Source organism: Rhodospirillaceae bacterium (assembly GCA_018660465.1).
GTDB lineage: Bacteria > Pseudomonadota > Alphaproteobacteria > Rhodospirillales > JABJKH01 > JABJKH01.
This window is the reverse complement of the sequence record JABJKH010000090.1, coordinates 38,001-52,955: the sequence shown is the minus strand read 5'-3', so window position 1 is coordinate 52,955 and position 14,955 is coordinate 38,001. Positions and strand designations below refer to the sequence as shown.

15 protein-coding genes are annotated in these 14,955 nt (G+C 51.4%); 3 read left to right on the top strand and 12 right to left on the bottom strand.

All coding sequences use genetic code 11. The annotated features are described in order from the left end of the window. The 5 genes from HOM51_15465 to HOM51_15445 all read right to left on the bottom strand — a co-directional run. Nucleotides 1-1,099: molybdopterin-dependent oxidoreductase (locus tag HOM51_15465; protein ID MBT5035912.1), on the bottom strand; the 1,099-nt coding region annotated here is incomplete at its 3' end. A 23-nt stretch (nt 1,100-1,122) separates the two neighbouring features. After that, on the bottom strand, nt 1,123-1,326 hold the full coding sequence (locus HOM51_15460; GenBank protein MBT5035911.1) for a twin-arginine translocation signal domain-containing protein: 204 nt from the start codon (nt 1,324-1,326) through the stop codon (nt 1,123-1,125). Between the two features lie 102 nt (nt 1,327-1,428). Further along, nucleotides 1,429-2,052: a molecular chaperone TorD family protein gene (locus tag HOM51_15455; GenBank protein ID MBT5035910.1), complete on the bottom strand. Its 624-nt coding sequence runs from the start codon at nt 2,050-2,052 to the stop codon at nt 1,429-1,431. Nucleotides 2,053-2,404: 352 nt separating this feature from the next. After that, nucleotides 2,405-2,974, bottom strand: a complete 570-nt coding sequence (locus tag HOM51_15450; GenBank protein ID MBT5035909.1) for a DUF3306 domain-containing protein — start codon at nt 2,972-2,974, stop codon at nt 2,405-2,407. A 1-nt stretch (nt 2,975) separates the two neighbouring features. Further along, nucleotides 2,976-3,500: a DUF3305 domain-containing protein gene (locus tag HOM51_15445; protein MBT5035908.1), complete on the bottom strand. Its 525-nt coding sequence runs from the start codon at nt 3,498-3,500 to the stop codon at nt 2,976-2,978. A 123-nt stretch (nt 3,501-3,623) separates the two neighbouring features. On the opposite strand from HOM51_15445, the gene HOM51_15440 reads away from it, so the two are divergent. Then, the gene (locus HOM51_15440; GenBank protein ID MBT5035907.1) at nt 3,624-5,690 is read left to right on the top strand and encodes a 4Fe-4S binding protein; all 2,067 of its coding nucleotides are present in this window, start codon (nt 3,624-3,626) and stop codon (nt 5,688-5,690) included. On the opposite strand, the gene HOM51_15435 is transcribed toward HOM51_15440, so the two are convergent. Further along, entirely contained in the window at nt 5,687-7,018 is a 1,332-nt protein-coding gene (locus HOM51_15435) for a TAXI family TRAP transporter solute-binding subunit (protein MBT5035906.1), read from the bottom strand. The two genes, HOM51_15440 and HOM51_15435, sit on opposite strands and share 4 nt — an antisense overlap. Nucleotides 7,019-7,179: 161 nt before the next feature. Between HOM51_15435 and HOM51_15430 the strand changes: the two genes are divergently transcribed. Together HOM51_15430 and HOM51_15425 are read left to right on the top strand one after the other, a co-directional pair. Then, on the top strand, nt 7,180-8,106 hold the full coding sequence (locus HOM51_15430; protein ID MBT5035905.1) for an ABC transporter ATP-binding protein: 927 nt from the start codon (nt 7,180-7,182) through the stop codon (nt 8,104-8,106). Further along, nucleotides 8,103-8,864, top strand: coding sequence for an ABC transporter permease (locus tag HOM51_15425; protein MBT5035904.1), 762 nt, complete (start codon nt 8,103-8,105; stop codon nt 8,862-8,864). Before HOM51_15430 ends, HOM51_15425 begins: the two co-directional genes overlap by 4 nt. Here the strand turns inward: HOM51_15425 and HOM51_15420 are convergent. The 6 genes from HOM51_15420 to chrA form a co-directional block, all read right to left on the bottom strand. Further along, complete coding sequence (locus HOM51_15420) at nt 8,861-9,619, bottom strand: DUF4197 domain-containing protein (GenBank protein MBT5035903.1); 759 nt, start codon at nt 9,617-9,619, stop codon at nt 8,861-8,863. The two genes, HOM51_15425 and HOM51_15420, sit on opposite strands and share 4 nt — an antisense overlap. A gap of 74 nt (nt 9,620-9,693) precedes the next feature. Further along, complete coding sequence (locus tag HOM51_15415; GenBank protein ID MBT5035902.1) at nt 9,694-10,617, bottom strand: DMT family transporter; 924 nt, start codon at nt 10,615-10,617, stop codon at nt 9,694-9,696. A 39-nt stretch (nt 10,618-10,656) separates the two neighbouring features. After that, nucleotides 10,657-11,136, bottom strand: coding sequence for a peptide-methionine (S)-S-oxide reductase MsrA (gene msrA, locus HOM51_15410; protein MBT5035901.1), 480 nt, complete (start codon nt 11,134-11,136; stop codon nt 10,657-10,659). A gap of 37 nt (nt 11,137-11,173) precedes the next feature. After that, nucleotides 11,174-13,192, bottom strand: coding sequence for a tetratricopeptide repeat protein (locus HOM51_15405; protein MBT5035900.1), 2,019 nt, complete (start codon nt 13,190-13,192; stop codon nt 11,174-11,176). A gap of 3 nt (nt 13,193-13,195) precedes the next feature. Then, nucleotides 13,196-13,519 (bottom strand): hypothetical protein, encoded by a 324-nt coding sequence (locus HOM51_15400; GenBank protein ID MBT5035899.1) that lies wholly within the window; start codon nt 13,517-13,519, stop codon nt 13,196-13,198. Between the two features lie 77 nt (nt 13,520-13,596). Continuing rightward, on the bottom strand, nt 13,597-14,901 hold the full coding sequence (gene chrA / locus HOM51_15395; protein MBT5035898.1) for a chromate efflux transporter: 1,305 nt from the start codon (nt 14,899-14,901) through the stop codon (nt 13,597-13,599). Between the last annotated feature and the right edge of the window lie 54 nt (nt 14,902-14,955).

Below are 14,955 nucleotides of genomic sequence, written 5' to 3'. Positions count from 1 at the left end.
TGTTGCCGTTGGTGTGCTGGGTACCACCCATGCACCAAACCACCGTACCAGGACGGTTGTTGGCTATGGTCCGGGCAACGCGCTTCATTTGCGAGCCAGGAATACCAGTTACACGCTCGGTTTCTTCTGGTGTCCACTTCTTCACTTCGGCTTTGATTTCGTCAATGCCGTAAACGCGCTGTTGGATAAAGGCTTTATCTTCCCAACCGTTTTCGAAGATGTGCCACAGAAGGCCCCAAATCAATCCAACGTCAGTGCCCGGACGGAACCGGACAAATTCGTCAGCATGGGCGGCCGTGCGGGTAAACCGTGGGTCGCACACGATCAACGCTGCATTGTTGGTTTCCTTCGCCTTCAAGATGTGCTGCATGGCAACGGGATGCGCTTCCGCTGCGTTTGAGCCAATCATAAAAATAGCGCGGGAATTATGCATGTCGTTGAAGTGGTTCGTCATGGCGCCATAGCCCCAGGTGTTTGCAACACCTGCAACCGTGGTCGAGTGACAAATACGCGCCTGGTGGTCACCATTGTTGGAACCCCAGAATGCATAAAACTTACGGAACAGATATGCCTGTTCGTTACTGAACTTGGCAGAACCGAGCCAGTAAACAGAATCAGGACCGGATGACTTGCGCACTGCAAGCATCTTATCGCCAATTTCGTTAACAGCTACATCCCAAGAAAGCCGCTTCCATTTGCCGCCTTCCAATTTCATCGGGAATTTTAGCCGACGTTCGCCGTGTGCGTGTTCACGGACGGCCGCACCCTTGGCACAGTGCGCGCCTAGGTTGATCGGGCTATCGAAGCCGGGCTCTTGGCCTTTCCAAACGCCCTTATCGACTTCAGCAATAACCGTACACCCGACGGCACAGTGCGTACACACTGACTTTTTAATCGCCATACCTGTTGCGGCGGGTGAAGCGGCAGATGCCTGCTTAACCGTTCCCAAAGGCATGGTAGAGGCGATAGCAGCACCGCCAGCAGTCAACCCAGACCGCCGTAGGAAGGTTCGACGATCCATGGATCCGCCGACCACACCGCTTAACGCTTTCGACAAACGGGGGCCATTCGCTACCCCGTTTTGCTTTTTGATAAGCATTAGGTCTCTCCTGTTAAACTAAATTAAAACCGAGCCAATTCGTAATACTTCTGGACATGTTCGGTTTCCCGATAGCCCGCTTGACCGGCTTCGGCTTTCGTAACCTTTGCCTGGGCCGTTTTGGACGAAAGCGCAACCGCTGCAACACCCGCAGCACCTGTCGCTAAGCCCGCACCTTTTAAGAAATCACGGCGTGACTTCTTTTGGCTTTCTTTCTCATTGCTCATGGAATGTACCTCCCACATTTCAAATCCACGAAACTAAAACCTCTGATCAAAAGGCCAAAACGCCAAAGACGCCCAATCGAACGGTTTCGCCACGCCCAATTGTTAATTCGTCATCCCAAACGCTTCGTTCTCAATCTCCAAGAACAAGCGCCCTAACGTACCGACTGGCTTAAACATCACAGCCGATTTCGCGGTTTCTAAATCCGCAAAAAACTTCGAGGCCCACGTCGAAACATGGGCCTCGTAAAATTCTTTCTGTTCGGAAAGCTCTTTCGGCGCACCAAACGCGCCGGTAATCATGCCATGCATCATTTCACAGATGATGCCGATTTGATCTTCGGGTTGCGATAAATCGTCAGACCGCGCAATGCCAAATCTTTCCATATCACCGCGAAGATCGGCCAGCGGTTTTTCGTGAAGAAAGCCTGTTAGATAAACCGATGCAAACGGCATCAATTCACCCCGGACCATACCAATAAACAATGTGTTGAATTCGTCGGCTGCATCTTCCTCAGATATTTTGGCGGTCTCATAGGAAAGCGCCCCCAGCGCTTGCCCCATCGGCGTATCATCGCCGTCCAAGTCGCGCAGAACATTCAGAAGGTCTTCCGTCGGTGGTGAGGTTAGCAAGCGCGCCAGCAGCCCGTAAAACTGCGCACGCAACAAATCCTCTTCAGGAATTTCCTGTTCGACGGAGTTGCCCACCTCGACCTGTTGTTCGTTCATTCGTTAACCACCGCGATTAATACGCGTTATTTTGATTAAAGCCCTAAAGGACTTGCCCACCTGCGGCACGTTTCCTAACCGGAAATCTTTATGCCAAACGCAACAGACGCCTCACCCACTCCCGGAAGACTCCACTGCGGTTACAACTATCGGAGTCTTTTGATACCCAAGTCAATTAGATTCTTAACTAAAAGCATTCAATTTTGCGAGACCGGTTCATTTGGCAAACCGTTAGGTCCCCAGGTGCAATAATCTTATATTTGAAGGGGTCTAATCGCCCACTTATAACATCTTGTTTTATATTAACTTTTTCTAATAAATAGAAGTTGTAATTTGCACGATTCTGGCTGGTTCAAATGGACTCGATTGGGTCCTCTTCGGAGGGTGAAGAAGGGGCCTCAGCGTCGCCCATTTCACTACCGTCCTCATCGTCTAAATCCTCAACATCTTCGATGTCTTCCGGGTCGTCTTCGGCTACATCTTCGACTTCATCGGGTCCCACATCAGATACCTTATCGTTCGCCTCTTTAAGCTTCTCGGCCCCTTCTGAAACAAACGTCTTCATCGCCTCAATAATCGTAAAGTCCTCGTCGTAGTCGTTGAGCCCATCCAGATTTGCCAGCACCGGGTCGCTCCCCCACAATTTTCGCAGCGCTACTTTTTTCAAAGCCTCCGGCACCCCTTCGGCGAGGAAGGGCGTATAATCTGAATCTTTTTCCAATGTTTCGATATCGGGAAGATCCTCAGACAGAACCGTGACGACTTCTTCTGATTCAGGTGCCACCACTTCTTCAGGCACGACATCATCGGCTTGGCTCTCTGGCAGATTTGCGGCCTGTACTGGCTCTTCCAGTTCAGGCTCCACTTTTTCCTGGGTTTCGGTCTTTAACCGAGACCATCGCGAAAATCGCCCTTCCGCCATATCAGCGGCCCTTATTTCGGAATTCAGGATCCCCGCCGCCGGTGTCAGCCTGCTTGCGCGGATCGTGGGGTTTGCGTTTGCGCTTTTTGAAGGGGATTTCAACGTGGTGTTCGTTGATGAACTCTTCGACCCAGTGGGCTGTTTCCGGCGGCATCGGCACGGCCTCTACCAATTCTTCCCCTGTATCCATATAATCCTGGGTTTCAAATGCGCAGGCGGTCAGCAGGAACGGTTCAAACTCATGTTCACCTTCTTCTTCACCTGGACGCATCACCACGTAAACGGACGGCGGGTTCTGCGACAGATTAACCCGATAGCCTTCGGTTTCGCCTTTGAACAACTCCAGGTCCAGCGTTCCCGCATGGTACTGCACCCAGCCATCTCCGCGGCTTAGTTCCTTCCATTCATCCACGGGCTCAGCGCCTGGGAACACCGCGACCGGACGCCACTCATGGTCTTGCCAAGGGTGGTCCGTTTTGCGGCGTTCGACCACGATGCCAAAAGGTATGCTGTCAGTCGGTTTCAACTTAGCGCCCCTTCAAAAAATAGAATGCTTATAAAAACACGTCTTGTACTTTCGTACACGAAGCGTTTTCCTACAGCCAACACCTAATTTTAAGTTCGCGTCGAATAGGGGGGCGCTTCAGGGATGGAAATTAACGGTAAAACAATCCTCGTCTGCGATTGCGAAGGTACGATGACGCTGGACGGCAAGGCCCTGGCGAAGGCCTTGGGCGGCGATAACTTGGCGGTAAACAAGCAACTCTGTCGCGCACAGATTGAAAATTTTAAAGACAGCGTCGCCAAGGGTTTGCCCATGTTAGTCGCGTGCACCCAAGAAGCACCGCTGTTTCTTGAAACCCTGGCTGACGGAGAGGCCGACGTCCGCTTTGCCAACATCCGTGAACGCGCAGGCTGGTCCAAAGACGGCACCAAGGCCATCCCAAAAATGGCAGCTTTGTTGGCCGAAGCTGCACTTGATATTCCGTCCGGCACGACCGTCAGCATGGAATCGCAAGGTGAAGTTATGGTCATGGGGGTCGGTGAAATCGCCGTTGAGGCCGGCAAGCAATTGTCATCGCGTCTCAATCCCATGGTTCTACTGTCGGGTACAGACGATCTAATCCCACCGGGACGCATGGATTTTCCGATCTTCACGGGTAGGGCCAAATCCGCCAAAGGATATTTAGGCGCGTTTCAGGTCGATTTGGAAAAATACGCCCCGGCCACGCCGTGGTCACGGGACAGCTTAGGCTTCGATGAAAACGCACAGTCCGGCACATCCAGTTGCGATATCATCCTTGATCTTCGCGGTGACCAACCGCTGTTTGATGCGCCAGAAAAACGCGATGGATATTTTAATCCTGACCCGGGCAACCCAGCGGACGTTCAAAAAGCGCTGTTTGAAATCGCTGACCTGGTTGGTGAGTTCGAAAAACCCCGCTACGTAGACGTTAATGAGGCAATCTGCGCCCATTCCCGAAACGAGCAAGTCGGTTGCACTCGCTGTCTCGACCTCTGTCCAACAAATGCAATTACCCCTGCAGGTGATCATATCGAAATCGATCCCTTCATTTGCGCTGGCTGCGGGTCTTGCGCCAGCACCTGTCCGACGGGGGCGGTTACCTATACCTTGCCAGCGGGCGATCAGCTTTTAAATCGGCTGCGAACAATCGTTGGAACGTATCTTGACGCCGGTGGCGAAGCCCCGGTGATCCTGGTTCACGATGGCGAACATGGTGACGAACTCATTGGCATTATGGCGCGAATGGGCAAAGGCTTACCGGCGAACGTAATTCCTTTCGCAGTCAACGAAACCACCCAAGTCGGACTTGATTTTCTAGTATCGGTGTTTGCCTATGGCGCATCAGAACTACGACTTCTGGTCGCCCCGCAAAAACGATCTGACGCCGACGGGCTTGTGGCCCAAGTCGAACTCGCAGATCAGGTTTTGGCAGGGCTTGGCTATGGCGACGGTCGCATCCAGATTATTGACGACGCCGATCCGTCTCAGGTAGAAGATCACTTGCACAGCCTGGAGAAAGTGGCGGGTATTGCCCGTGGTGATTTCCTGCCGCTCGGTGGCAAAACTACATTGCTACGGAGTGCACTGTTGGCGCTCCATGAAAATGCACCGAAGCCGGTTGATGAGATTGAGTTGCCGGTGGGGGCACCTTTAGGGGCTGCGTTAATTAATGCCGAGGGTTGCACCCTTTGTCTGGCCTGTGTCGGGGCTTGTCCGACCGGGGCCATGAAAGACAATCCAGACAAGCCGCAATTGAGCTTCCGCGAAGACCTGTGCGTTCAATGCGGACTTTGTCGCACCACCTGCCCGGAAAGCGTTATCACTCTGAAACCTAGGGTCAGCTTCGCCGGCGGCGTCACCGCGCATGAAGTTGTCAAGCAAGAAGAACCTTTCGAATGCACCCGCTGCGGCAAGGCATTCGGCACAAAATCATCGATTGAGAAGATGATTGAGAAGCTATCAGGTCATGCGATGTTCGCCGATGAAGGCCGGCTGGCACTGCTGAAAATGTGCGACAACTGCCGGGTCGTTGAACAAATGAACGACACCAATCAGCCGTTCGCCATGGGGGAACCCCGAGTTCCGCGCACAACGGACGATTATCTCCGCGAACGCGAAGAACTTCGTGCAAAGGCTAAGAAAGAAACGGGTGAACCCGATAACAAGCCTAATAACGATAACGACGATTAGGTTTTCTTCGCGCGTGGTTTACTTGGCTGTTTACTTGATGGTTTACGGGGCGGCTTAATTCGACCAAGTTTTTCGCGAACACCATCAACATGAGATTTAAGGTCGTAAAGCCCGGACGCGTAGGACAGCGGCACGTGTATGTCCACGAGATCGTTCTCAATTGTCTCGACTCGGGCCTTCAACGCTTTTAATTCAGTCGCCGAGGGTTTTGCCGCAGCCTCAACCTCAATCTCATGTAAGTCTTTGTACCAACGATATATTCTGTTCTCGACTCGCCATTTATAAGTCGGTGGCAATATTTTAGCCAAGGGATATATCAGCGTGACCAAGGGTAAAAGCATAACCTTCAATCGGTCGATCATTGTCGCCGCCCAAAACGGCAAAATCTGATGCAAAAATGACGGGCCATCGCGAAGGTAACGCTCGGTTTCCTCACTCATCGGGAACTCAACGAATTCAGATGATGGAAACTGTCCAGGCTTGGAAAACAAACCGCCATCGCCATGTACTTTCTTGGCGGTTTGAACCAGCAACGTCATAAGCGCCGGATGTAAATCTTCGCGGGTGACCAAGCTGGCCGTCGGTGCCAGCAGGGTAATATTATCTGGCGGCAAATTTTGATCGAGATCAATGGCCCCTTCCGGCAAGGTGACGCTGGAAAGCGATCGATTGCGCCGGGTATAGGCCTCGTGCCGGGCGAAATTCATCACCGAGATTCCTGGCGAACGGATGAGCCTGCTCACCAAGGCTGACCGTGGCGACGCGATCACCATGGCCGCATCCAATTCGCCTTTGATCAGCAAATTGGCCGCGGCGTTACCTCCATGTTTGGTTAACTCAGTATTCTTTTCATCCAATCTATTGGCTTCCAGAAGTTCCAACGCGACGGCGCGTGTACCACTGCCGTCCGGTCCAATGGCGACCCGGCTGCTGCGTAGATCAGTCAATCTATCGATAACCAGTCCTTCGCGGGTAAAGACCCACAGGGGCTCGTAATAAAGACTGGCGAGGGCAACCAATTGGTCGCCCGTTGAGGCATCAGCAGTGCCGCCTTGGACGAAGGCGACATCAACACCTGATTTTGGGTCCTCAAGCAGTTCAATATTGGCGACTGAGCCCGCAGTCTGCTTAACGTCCAAGGTGATCCCTTCTTGCTTGAGAAGTTCTTTATAAAGGTTACCGAAGCTGTAATAAGCGCCAGTCAGGCTGCCCGTCGCGATGCGGATATGCTTAGGAGGTGCCGGTTCAACAAATTGGTAGGCGACCATAAAGCCCGCCAACGTTAGACCAACGCCCAGCACCCAGATCTTTAATTGATCTTTATTCATTCGAAAAATCCCATCCTATCAACCGGCTCTTTAAGGCCGTGTGTCGTCACACTAGCCCATCGGATGGGAAATTGTCGCCGGTTTATTTTACTAACGCTTTAATTTGTGATCTAGAGCGCTATCTCATAGAGATCATTGATATAGGACTCAAAGAAGAATTCATGCGTACGCTTATTTCTATAACAGACCTTTCGAAAACTTATGCCTCTGAATTCCACGCGCTCAAAAGCGTTAGCTTGGATGTCCAAGAAGGTGAAATTCTGGCATTGCTGGGCCCAAACGGCGCTGGAAAGACGACGCTGATCAGCCTGATCTGTGGCATCGTCACGCCGACTTCGGGAACAGTTGTGGTTGATGGTCACGATATTATCAGCGGTTACCGCGCCACCCGAAGTCTCATCGGCTTGGTACCACAAGAACTAACCACCGATGCCTTTGAAACAGTATTTGATACGGTTTCATTTAGCCGCGGTCTTTTCGGTAAAAAAGCCAACCCGGCGCATATCGAAAAAGTGCTGAAAGACCTCACGTTGTGGGACAAGCGCGACAACATGATCATGGAGCTATCCGGCGGCATGAAACGGCGGGTGCTGATCGCTAAGGCGTTGTCGCATGAGCCCAGAATCCTGTTCCTCGATGAACCTACAGCGGGGGTAGACGTTGAGCTTCGGAAAGATATGTGGGGGCTCGTCCGCGAGCTCCAAGAAACCGGCGTCACCATCATTCTAACCACCCACTACATCGAAGAGGCCGAAGCCATTGCAGATCGGATTGGCGTCATCAACAAAGGTGAAATCGTGCTTGTTGAAGAAAAAGATGAGCTGATGCGCAAGTTGGGTAAGAAGCAACTTACCGTTGAGTTAGCGGAAAAGATTGACGCAATTCCAACTCAGTTGGAGCCCTACAACCTTGAGCTTCATGAAGACGGAACGCATCTGATTTATACCTATGACACCCAAGCAGAACGAACCGGAATTACCGCGCTGCTGAGCGAGCTTCGTCAGTCTGGGGTCAATTTTAGAGACCTCATGACGACACAAAGTTCGCTGGAAGATATTTTTGTAACCTTGGTGAGAGAATCCGAATGAACATTCACGCGGTCAAAGCAATTTACAAATTTGAAATGGCCAGAACAAAGCGAACGATCTTCCAAAGTATCGTCGCCCCGGTTATTTCAACGTCGCTTTATTTTCTCGTCTTCGGATCCGCCATCGGGTCGCGAATTCTGGATGTCGATGGCGTCAGCTACGGTGCCTTTATTGTGCCGGGATTGATCATGTTGTCGCTGCTGACACAAAGCGTCGCGAACGCATCGTTTGGAATTTACTTTCCTAAATTCACCGGAACGATTTATGAGCTTTTGTCGGCGCCGGTTTCATCATTTGAAATCGTGCTTGGATATGTCGGAGCAGCGACCACAAAGTCGGTCATTCTGGGTCTCATCATCTTGGCCACGGCAGGGTTGTTCGTACCACTTCAGATCGCCCATCCGTTTTGGATGATCCTGTTTTTAATCCTCACGTCCATTACATTTAGTTTGTTCGGATTCATCATCGGCATCTGGGCCAACAGTTTCGAGCAGTTGCAGATCGTTCCGTTAATATTCGTAACGCCCTTGGTGTTCTTAGGAGGGACATTTTATTCGGTAAATATGCTGCCACCGTTCTGGCAGGACGTGACGCTGTTTAATCCCGTTTTATACCTGATCAGCGGATTTCGCTGGAGCTTTTACGAAATCGCAGACGTCAGCATGCTTGCAAGCGTGACGACGATCTTCGGCTTTTTAGCAATCTGCCTGTTTACCGTGGGTTGGATCTTTAAAACCGGCTATCAAGTCAAGAATTAGCTACCGCCAAAAACCTTGCTCAGAATTTCCGTCGTGCGTTTGGCCGGGTTTTCGCGGATCTCTTTTTCTTCTTTCGCCAGATAGTAAAAAATTCCGTCGAGGGATTTTTCCAGCGCGTAATTGGTCAGGTTGTTTTTCACATCCGGCACAAACGGCAGGTTCGAATACTGCCCGACCATATTATCATAGGATTGAACGGCACCGACTTCGCTCAAGGTAGAATTTATGATCGGCCGCATGGCAGTCTGAAGTGAAGACGTCATTTTTCCCTGAAAGTACCGCGTCGCCGCGTCGGTCGGCCCATTCAAAATCTTTTTCACGTCATCCAAGGTCAGTTGCGTGATGGCATCAAAGAAGATGTCTTTTGCAATCGGTGTCGCTGTTTCGGCGGCTCGGTTGAGTTTTAGCTCAAGGTCTTCACCGAGACTCCCCATCCCAACCGCGCTGAGTGCCGACTGAACGGTCTTAAGATTATCAGGTAGCGGAATGTGAATGCTTGGGTCCTTATTGAAACCGTCCGCCTTTCCCAAAGTCCCGACAACCCTCTCCGTTCCGACTTTCAAGGCGTCGCGGAGACCCAGGCTAATATCACCAGTACTGAGTCCACCACTGCCCGAGTCCTTGTCATTGTCCAAGCCGATGGCCGACTTGGCCTTATCAAGAAAATTAAACTGAGCCCCAGAGCTACTGGGAAACAATAGAATGGCCGCCGCTAAAATTCCGACATATTTGAGGGTGAGACTTCGTTGGATCATGGTTTGGTTCCTTAATCTAGATACAGATAGATATTTAGCCGAACAGCCCCTTTTGCAACATCTTTATTTAGAAATTATAGAGCTTCTGGAGCCGTCTCCGGTGGCTTATCAGCTGCGTCCTTCGTTTTACGCTCTCGGAAGGCAATATATGTCGTCGCGCTAAAGATCATCGCAGCACCTACAAAGGTCCAGATTCCCGGCACCTCGGCAAAAAATAGATAAGCAAACAAGGCCACCCACAACAATCGTGTGAAGGCTATCGGAATGACCACAGTCATGTCGGCATTTCTAAAAGACTGGCTCATGCACAGCAATCCGATGCTGCCCAAGCTGCCCATTGCGGCCAGCCACGCCAATTGCTCCCAGGTCGGCCACGTCCACACAAAGCAAGCAGCAACAAAGGCAATCGGCGTCGATAGCATGGCACCGTAAATGGTCAAGGTAACGCTGCTTTCGGTACGACTCAGAATCTTTACGGTCACCAGCAAGACCGCCCAAGTAGTTGCGGACGCCAGAGCAAACATGCTGCCGGCATCGAGTTCAACCACACCCGGTTGAACAATCACAACGGCGCCGATAAAGCCAATAATCACTGCCACAATTCGCCGAATGCGAATGATCTCGCCAAGTATAACCACTGCGAGAAGCGTACTAATGAGAGGGCCCGTAAAAGTTAAGGCGATAACTTTGGCGAGAGGCGCCAGAGCCAGGGCCGCAAAATAGAGCGACATACTGAAAACCGTAACCGATGACCGAAATAGATGTAGACCAAACCGCTCTGTTTGTAATGGTTTGAAGCCATGGCGCATGAAGACAGGTAGGAAAAATAAAAATCCGAAGAACAACCTGAAAAATACGATTTCAAATGTATGTATGTCATCCGATACATACCGGACCATAGAGTTCATGGTCCCAGAGAAAAACGCTGCCAGAAGCATGAAGATCATGCCTTTGAGCGCAGTTTTCTCACCGCCGAATAGGTTCATAATTTGAGGCATATAATTAGATAGCCGCCGAATTAAATGTGAAAAAATTAATTAGAAGAAGCCGCGCTTTTGACCCTGCTTTTCGAAATATTTTTGGTGATAGTCCTCGGCCCGCCAGAAAGTTTCAGCGGGACGAATTTCAGTCATGATCTTACCTCTTTGGCGACCAGAACTTTCTTCTTTTTCCAAGGACACCCGGGCGGATTCATCTTGGTCAGCGCTGTAAACATAAACACCTGAACGGTATTGAGTACCGACGTCGGGTCCCTGACGATTGAGTTGAGTCGGATCATGGAGTTGCCAAAACAGATCAAGCAATTGCTCAAAGCTGACAAGGTCTGGATCATAATCGAGTTCGACGACTTCTGTATGGCCGGTTTGGCCGGTGCAGACATCTTGATACGTGGGATTATCTTTTGCACCCTGAGCGTATCCGACCGCTGTTGATACAACGCCCGGCACTTTGGCAAACGTGTGCTCCACACCCCAAAAACATCCCGCACCAAACATCGCCTTTTTGGTTTCTGCCATCGGACCTACCACACTCGTTTGTTAAAACCGTCCTGAACTATAAGGCTTCGATACCGCCTTCGCCAGACCGGACCGCCCCCTCCAAGAACCTTTCCCATTCCCGAACGGCTTCTATGTCTTCATAAATAGCATCGCTCGCACCCAGAATTTTCTTCTTCACAGCCGCACGAATTTTCTTGCTTGTCCCCAATTCAACGGCAATTCGGACGTAGTCTTCCGGCGTTTCAGCGATGCAATCGGCAACACCCATCTTGGAATAAAGCGCCTGGGTCACCCGACCCCGCATGAAAGTCCCCGGCAATGTCACGACAGGTGTGCCAAAAGCGAAGGCTTCATAGTTCGTGTTACCGCCGCTAAAATGCGGCGTATCCAGCATCACATCCGCCAACAAGATCAGGCTTAAGAAATCTTCATGCTGTTGTGGGGGTACAAAGTGAATGCGTCTCGCGAGACCTTTGCCGTGTGCCTGCAGGCTCGCCTTCACCTGCACGCCCCAGTTCTTGAACTGGCCGTCCACCATTACCAGCACACCCTTTTTGTCTTTTTTTAGAATGTCGGCCAGCATTGGATAAAAATCTGGGTGGAACTTAAACAATGTCTGCGGACACAGATATAGATTGGCCTTGGCATCAAAGCCGAAGTCGGATCGGGTCTTGGGCTTTTTAGGCTCTTCTGGTTTATAATAGTACGTGGGCAGGGTCGAAAGCTTATGCAGCTTTTCGGAATAATGTTCCTCTGCCCCTTCCGGTTCCAACAACTCAGACGATACGAAATAATCGATGGTATTGACCCCAGTTGTATCGGGATGCCCCCAGCACACGCACTGCACCGGAGCCAATCGTGCGAAAGCCAAAAAATAGGTCTGCAACACCATACCAATATCAGGAAAGACCACAGCGTCCAATTGCCGCTGGGCGATTGTCTGCTGGGCAGCTTGTATATTTTCGGGAAGGGCGACTGCTTCGTCGGCACTTTCGGTAATGGCTTTAAATACCGGGTCAGTCGCTTGCGGCGGAACAAAAACACTGACGTGAAATTTATCACGGTCCAGGTTCGCAATCAGTCCGCGATATAGCCTGCCAATTGTGTGATTGCGCAGAAATGTCGACACAAACCCCACCTTAATGCGGGCACCTGGTTCCGGCTTCGTCGGGGTCGTACAGTGGGGTGCTTGATAGTCCAGACCCGGGCAAATTTTCCGATATAATGACGCCAGAATTTGCTGAACTTCCCGGTCGTCTTCGCCATGATACGCCAAGAAGAACGTCGTCGTATTAAGGTCCTTGGCCGGGTCATCAATTTTCAGGTCTTGGCGGTGAAGGGCGGTCAGTGATCGAACCAACCCCCGGCGGACCTGTTGGATTTCTTCCACTGATTTATTGAACGTCGGTAGCGATACGACCGAATCAACACGCAGGCTATCTTTGGGCGCCAACGCCAACGCTATCCCGTAATGCGACAACGCCTCGGTCAAATGACCGGCTTGGCGCAGCAGCATACCCAAGTTCGAATGGGTCATGGCTGAGGCAGGATCGGCGATGAGAGACTGACGGTGTGCCTCAATCGAGGCGTCCATTTTCGCCTGATCTTTATAAAGCTGCCCCAAATTGTTATGGGCATTCGCAAAATTGGGCGAAATTTCGATCGCTTTTTTGTAATGGCTCTCTGCTTCCTTGAAGTCTCTCAAAACCTTCAGGACATTCGCAAGATTGTAGTGAGAATCCGCCAGTTCCGGATTGATCTCAATCGCACGACGCAGCACAGCCACAGCTTCTTCGTTCCGACCCAATGCGCGCAGCATAACCCCTAAGTTACTGTGATATCCCGCATTAGACGCGTTAATAGAGATGGCTTGACGGATCAGACCCACCGCAGAGTCAGAATCACCCCCGCGGTGGCAGATCAATCCCATCAGGTGCAGGGCTTCCGCATCGTTAGGAACATCGACCAGGATTTGCCGACACAAGGCCAGCCCGTCCTCAATCTTCCCCGCGTGATAGCAAGCCTGCGCTTGGCTCAGCCTCTGATCAGGCGGTGCACTTGTTTCTGTAGCCACGGTTTACTTACAGGTGGTTAAAGCCGCTTTACAACTTCGCTGGCATTTTTTATCGCGCTTCGCACAGCCGCGCCGACAGGACTTAAATGTCCCCATGCAGTCACGCGCCTGTCTAGGTCGAGCGCTAACACAACTCTGCTTACAGGCGTCCAAGGTTGCCGATGGGTGCTTCACCCGGCAATCCATAACGCATTTGACAGGGTCGCCTTGCGCTATTTGAAGGACATCCGCTGAGGTGAGCCCCGCCTGAGATTGTTGTTCTGCCTGCAGTGGCGCGGAAAATGCTATAACCAAACCAACAATCGCCAACATCCGAAGAAAAATCATAATCGTCTCCTTCTCTGCAAATTGAGAGTGCTCTATAAATTAAAAGCTTATTCCCTAATACCCTATAGCCGTAATCATTAAGTTAAGACCATCTTATAAACCGCCCCGGCCGTCGCACACATTGCGAGGGTTGGGATCATACCGATCTTAAGCCGTAGCATCGCGACAAGTGCCCCGGCGGCGAGGACAAGAGCGATACCGTCAATGGTCTCCCATACCGGTATCTGCAGCGTCATCCCAGCCGTCTGAACCTCATCAACTTTGCCAAAGACAACATGCAGCCCAAACCACACGGCGAGGTTCAATATGACGCCAACTACCGCTGCCGTAATCGCCGAAAGTGCCGCACTGAGGGATTTATTTCCGCGCAAGGCCTCAATATAAGGCGCGCCCAGGAATATCCACAGGAAGCACGGTACGAACGTCACCCACGTTGTAATCATCGCGCCTAAGAACCCTGCAAACATCGGATCAAGCATGCCGGGGTTCCGATAGGCACCCATGAAACCAACGAACTGCACGACCATGATGAGGGGTCCAGGAGTCGTCTCCGCCATTCCCAAACCATCAAGCATCTCACCTGGAGCCAGCCAATGGTAAAAATTCACCGCTTCCTGAGCAACGTAAGCCAAAACCGCATACGCGCCGCCGAAGGTTACCACCGCCATCTTGCTAAAAAAGAATCCTTCCTGAACATAGACATGGCCCAACCCAAGAACCGCGATCAGTACCGCAAGCGGACTTAACCAAAGTGTTAAACACACAACCGATACCTTAATCGCACGTGCACGTGACGGTTTGGTATGATCCAGGTTCCCACTAGATAACGCGGCATCGACCGCAGGGGTATCTTCACCCCCTTCGGGCTCGTGGCCGCTAACAATAACGAAATTGTCAGGGTTCAAGCGGCCGCCAAAAAAGCCAATAATACCAGCCCCCAGAACAACCATAGGAAAGGGCACTTGGAATAAGAACAACGCTGCAAATGCCGCTAATGCTAGCGCCGCCATGACCGAGTTTTTTAAAGCCCGCTTGCCAATGCGAAGTACGGCCTCAATCACCACGGCCAGGACCGCTGCTTTGATGCCATAAAAGATGGCTTGGACAAAACTGACGTCTTGGTACCCGGCATAAAGAATGCTCAACCCCAAGATGACGACGGCTCCAGGAATAACGAATAAAACACCCGCGACAACGCCGCCAAGGGTACGATGAAGCAGCCAACCAATGTAGGTCGCCAATTGCTGCGCTTCTGGCCCCGGCAAGAGCATGCAATAGTTCAGCGCGTGCAAAAACCGGCTTTCACTAATCCATTTCTTTTCCTCGACAAGCACCCGGTGCATCAGGGCAATCTGCCCAGCCGGACCGCCGAAACTCAACATCGCAATCTTCACCCATACGCGGAATGCTTCGCCGAAACTGATGCCATTTGAGTT

Excerpts from the sequence above, each read along its gene's own strand:
- HOM51_15435 (MBT5035906.1), bottom strand. The coding sequence starts at position 7,018 with ATGAATAAAGATCAATTAAAGATCTGGGTGCTGGGCGTTGGTCTAACG.
- HOM51_15415 (MBT5035902.1), bottom strand. The coding sequence starts at position 10,617 with ATGCCTCAAATTATGAACCTATTCGGCGGTGAGAAAACTGCGCTCAAA.
- HOM51_15460 (MBT5035911.1), bottom strand. The coding sequence starts at position 1,326 with ATGAGCAATGAGAAAGAAAGCCAAAAGAAGTCACGCCGTGATTTCTTA.
- HOM51_15425 (MBT5035904.1), top strand. The coding sequence starts at position 8,103 with ATGAACATTCACGCGGTCAAAGCAATTTACAAATTTGAAATGGCCAGA.
- HOM51_15440 (MBT5035907.1), top strand. The coding sequence starts at position 3,624 with ATGGAAATTAACGGTAAAACAATCCTCGTCTGCGATTGCGAAGGTACG.
- HOM51_15420 (MBT5035903.1), bottom strand. The coding sequence starts at position 9,619 with ATGATCCAACGAAGTCTCACCCTCAAATATGTCGGAATTTTAGCGGCG.
- chrA (MBT5035898.1), bottom strand. The coding sequence starts at position 14,901 with ATGTTGAGTTTCGGCGGTCCGGCTGGGCAGATTGCCCTGATGCACCGG.
- msrA (MBT5035901.1), bottom strand. The coding sequence starts at position 11,136 with ATGGCAGAAACCAAAAAGGCGATGTTTGGTGCGGGATGTTTTTGGGGT.
- HOM51_15430 (MBT5035905.1), top strand. The coding sequence starts at position 7,180 with ATGCGTACGCTTATTTCTATAACAGACCTTTCGAAAACTTATGCCTCT.
- HOM51_15450 (MBT5035909.1), bottom strand. The coding sequence starts at position 2,974 with ATGGCGGAAGGGCGATTTTCGCGATGGTCTCGGTTAAAGACCGAAACC.
- HOM51_15400 (MBT5035899.1), bottom strand. The coding sequence starts at position 13,519 with ATGATTTTTCTTCGGATGTTGGCGATTGTTGGTTTGGTTATAGCATTT.
- HOM51_15455 (MBT5035910.1), bottom strand. The coding sequence starts at position 2,052 with ATGAACGAACAACAGGTCGAGGTGGGCAACTCCGTCGAACAGGAAATT.